This is a genomic window from Endozoicomonas sp. (assembly GCF_031844845.1).
Classification (GTDB): Bacteria; Pseudomonadota; Gammaproteobacteria; order Pseudomonadales; family Endozoicomonadaceae; genus Endozoicomonas.
The window spans coordinates 1-3277 of sequence record NZ_JAVRMB020000339.1 but is presented as its reverse complement, the minus strand read 5'-3'; the positions used below and the strand labels follow the sequence as shown (position 1 = coordinate 3277).

The following is a 3277-nucleotide window of genomic DNA, read 5'->3' as shown; positions in this document are numbered from 1 at the left end:
GGCAGGGAGCTTGTGGAAAGCATTATTCCAGGGGAAAGCATTAATCAGATCCTTAATAATCCGGTGATGCGCTTTAATCTGATTGCTGTCAGGAGTCATGGGCTGACCGCTTCTGAAGTTAAACCGTTACAAATGGCTGGCCTGGGCCTGGCGGCTACCGGCAATCTGATTAATAGAAAGTATTTGTCGTCTTTTTGCCCGTACACTGTTCTATCATCCGGCTTACGAGCATGCAGAGAGGCCGGAGTTTTATCATGCCAGTGACCTTACTACCGAGCGGGTGAAACTGTCTGAAGCCAACCTGATGGATGCGGTTATGGCATCAGGCTCCATTCCGGTTGTGATGGAGAGTGTCACGAATATAGCCGGTGCTCCGGAAGGTCGATATCGTGATGGCGGGATTATCGATTACCACTTTTATATGCGTTTCCATCAGGGTGATGGTCTGGTGCTTTATCCTCATTTTTATTCTCGAATAATTCCAGGTTGGTTTGATAAGGCACTTAAGCATCGCAGGCCATCTCAGCAAAACATTGACAATGTTGTGCTGGTTTCTCCCTCACAGGCCTTTGTTGACCGGCTTCCCTATCGGAAAATTCCGGACCGTAATGACTTTGCCCGGTTTACCTTTGATGAGCCGGTGCGTTACTGGAAGCGGGTTATTAATGAGAGCAAGCGGCTGGGTGAGGAATTTCTGGAGTTGGTTGCAAGCGGTAAAATACGACAGGTGGTTAACCCCATATAAAAGGCTGTCGCAAAAGGTCTTAAATACCGATTTCTACCCCCTCCGTTTTTCCCGCCTTCGAGGCTGTCGCAAAACCCTCGTTCCCACGCAGAGCATGGGAACGAGATGTCCGGAGGGTTTTGCAACACCCTCCTTCGCGGGGATGACGGTTGGGAGTTAATACGGTTTTAACATAGGCTTAAGAATTGGCCACACATTATTCAGCAAAATGGGTTGGGCTGTTTCAGTCGGGTGGATTCCATCCGGCTGATTCAGCGAGTCATTGCCCGCAACCCCATTAAGGAAGAAAGGCATGACCGGAACGTCCCACTTTTTACCCAGCTTATGAAAAGTTTCTGTAAAACGCTGGCCATAAACCGGTCCATAGTTGGGGGGGATCTTCATTTCAAAGAGAATAATGTCAGAATTGTACTCTCTGGCCAGGGCAATCATTTGATCCAGGTTAGATTTCAGGGTTTTCAGAGGCTTTCCCTGAAGTCCATCATTGGCACCCAGTTCCAGTAACACCAGATCTGGCTTTGTTGTTGCCAGCGTTTTGCGAAATCGGCTCAGACCACCGGCGGTGGTCTCGCCACTGATACTGACATTGATGATTTTCCAGGGGTACTGGTGTTGAGTGATTTTCTTCTGAAGTAATTGAACCCAGCCCCGATTGATATCCGTAAGACCGTAGGCAGCACTGAGACTGTCGCCGTACATTAACAGCGTTTTTTCTGAAGCTGAAAGATTGGTGATCATTAATGACGCTAATACGGCAGTAAAAAAACGACGAATTAAGGATTTCCCCATGAGTGACGTGCTCTCCAATTCTCTCAACGATTCCCGTAACAAGAGTGCGGCTGAAATAACTGCATCAGTAGAATCTGTTCCTTTGGCCGTGACCGCTTCTGATCTGGAAAAGACGGTGGTGGCCCGCGATAACTCGCTCACTATCTTGTCCGGACTTGACCTGCAGATCAAGTCTGGTGAATCCGTTGCCATTGTAGGCACTTCAGGCTCGGGGAAATCAACCCTGCTGGGGATTCTGGCCGGCCTGGACCTGCCAACGGTCGGCAGTGTCAGCCTGGCTGGGAAAAGGATTGATAACCTGGATGAAGATGAGCGAGCCAGGGTGCGGGGAGAGCATGTAGGCTTTGTTTTTCAGTCGTTCCAGCTGCTGGCTAATTTGACCGCTCTTGAGAATGTCATGCTGCCCCTTGAGCTGGCGGGTGTGGATAAACCTGTGGAGCGCGCAACACACCTGTTGACCCGGGTCGGGCTTGAACATCGTCTGGAGCATTACCCAAAGCAGTTGTCCGGTGGTGAACAACAACGGGTTGCTATTGCCAGGGCATTTGCCGGGGAGCCGGATATTCTCTTTGCCGATGAGCCCACCGGTAATCTGGATGAAAAGACTGGTGAAACCATTATTGATCTGCTCTTTGAAGTGAACCGGGAAAGTGGCACTACGATTATTTTGGTCACCCATGACATGACTCTGGCCAGACGGTGTCAGCGTGTACTGAAACTCCATGGTGGCTGTCTGGAGGAAACTTTATGAACAGGGCTTCTGTGAATAAACCGGTTATCCACAAGCCAAAAAGTACGTTCCGTCTTTCCTGGCGCTTTTTGATCAGGGATTGGCGATCCGGTGAGCTTTGGCTACTGGTGGCTGCTTTGTTGATGGCGGTGTCGGTCAGTACGGCGATTGCTCTGTTCAGTGAGCGTCTGCAGTTGTCTCTTGGACGACAGGTAGCCGAGGTTCTGGGGGCGGATATGATGATTCGAAGCCCTCGACCTGTGCAGGCAGAAATAGTGGCAGAAGCCCGAAACCGGGGCTTGAAGTTATCCACAGTGCTTGAGTTTCCTTCCGTGGTCATGGCCGGGGATGAAATGCAGATGGTGTCTGCCAAGGCTGTGGAAAACAATTATCCACTGCGTGGGCATATTCGAACGGCGAACCAGCCTTTTGCTCCGGACCAGATGGCCAGCGACACTCCCGGATCCGGTGAAGCCTGGCTGGAGCCCCGGCTGTTTCCTTTACTGGGGGTGGCTATCGGTGATCGGGTAATGCTTGGCAATACCTGGTTAACGATTAGCCGGGCGATTACTCTGGAGACCGATCGCGGCGGTGATTTTTACAGCTTTTCACCGCGCTTGATGTTCAATATGGGGGATCTGGAAAGTACCGAAATTATCCAGCCGGGCAGTCGGGTCAGCTGGAAAACACTGTTAGCAGGAGAACCCTCCTCTCTGGAGAGCTTCAGAGCGTGGACAAAAGACCGTCTGGATACCAGTGAACGATTAGTGATGGCTGACGACAGCCGACGTGATCTTCGCAACTCAGTGGTACGTCTTAAGCAGTTTTTAGGCTTGGCCAGCATGGCCGCCATGCTGTTAGCGGGTGTAGCCGTTGCCATGGCCAGTCAGCGATTTGCCGAGCGGCGGTTTGATAGCTGTGCCGTTATGCGATGTTTTGGTGCCAGCCGACAGCAGGTGCTGAAATTACTATTGGGTGAGCTGGCTTTTGTGGCGGTGCTGGTGGCTTTGCCC

General features: G+C 51.2%; 4 protein-coding genes and 1 pseudogene. 4 read left to right on the top strand and 1 reads right to left on the bottom strand.

The window, feature by feature from the left end; genetic code table 11:
- Both RM811_RS18865 and RM811_RS18860 read left to right on the top strand, forming a co-directional pair.
- Positions 1-264 (top strand): annotated as a pseudogene (locus tag RM811_RS18865) (hypothetical protein); the annotation flags it as partial.
- Positions 265-280: 16 nt separating this feature from the next.
- Positions 281-745, top strand: coding sequence for a hypothetical protein (locus RM811_RS18860; RefSeq protein ID WP_402527362.1), 465 nt, complete (start codon positions 281-283; stop codon positions 743-745).
- Between the two features lie 156 nt (positions 746-901).
- On the opposite strand, the gene RM811_RS18855 is transcribed toward RM811_RS18860, so the two are convergent.
- Positions 902-1534, bottom strand: coding sequence for an arylesterase (locus RM811_RS18855; RefSeq protein ID WP_402527360.1), 633 nt, complete (start codon positions 1532-1534; stop codon positions 902-904).
- Here RM811_RS18855 and RM811_RS18850 point away from each other — a divergent pair.
- Positions 1533-2285 (top strand): ABC transporter ATP-binding protein, encoded by a 753-nt coding sequence (locus RM811_RS18850; protein WP_402527358.1) that lies wholly within the window; start codon positions 1533-1535, stop codon positions 2283-2285. The genes RM811_RS18855 and RM811_RS18850 overlap by 2 nt on opposite strands.
- The coding region (locus tag RM811_RS18845) for an ABC transporter permease (protein WP_402527357.1) at positions 2282-3277 on the top strand (996 nt) is incomplete at its 3' end. The genes RM811_RS18850 and RM811_RS18845, both read left to right, overlap by 4 nt.

Excerpts from the sequence above, each read along its gene's own strand:
- RM811_RS18850 (WP_402527358.1), top strand. The coding sequence starts at position 1,533 with ATGAGTGACGTGCTCTCCAATTCTCTCAACGATTCCCGTAACAAGAGT.
- RM811_RS18855 (WP_402527360.1), bottom strand. The coding sequence starts at position 1,534 with ATGGGGAAATCCTTAATTCGTCGTTTTTTTACTGCCGTATTAGCGTCA.